The following is a 312-nucleotide window of genomic DNA, read 5'->3' as shown; positions in this document are numbered from 1 at the left end:
CTGCTGGAACACGAGGTTGGTGTCCCGAGCCTCCGGCGGAACCGATCCCATCGACCGGCCGTCGATCCGAACCTCGCCTTCCGTCGGGTGTTCGAAGCCGCAGATCATCCGGAGCGTCGTCGTCTTCCCGCAACCGGACGGGCCCACCAGGGTGAAGAACTCGCCCTTTCGGACGGAGAAGTCAATGCCGTCGACCGCGGTGAGATCACCGAACCGCTTCGTCACCTCGTCGAGTTCGACCAAACTATCCCCTGTTGTCATGTGACACTCGTCCCGACACCAGCATTATCAATCTACCGCCGGACGGCGCCC

General features: G+C 62.8%; 1 protein-coding gene. It reads right to left on the bottom strand.

Annotation, left to right across the window (positions count from 1 at the left end):
- On the bottom strand, positions 1–261 hold a 261-nt coding region (locus tag EXE44_RS18875), incomplete at its 3' end, for an ATP-binding cassette domain-containing protein (protein WP_137718106.1).
- Positions 262–312: the final 51 nt, after the last annotated feature.

Source organism: Halorubrum sp. SS7, assembly GCF_005435055.1.
GTDB classification, from domain to species: Archaea; Halobacteriota; Halobacteria; order Halobacteriales; family Haloferacaceae; genus Halorubrum; species Halorubrum salinarum.
Note: the sequence above shows the minus strand (reverse complement) of the source record. Positions and strands in the feature narration are given on the sequence as shown.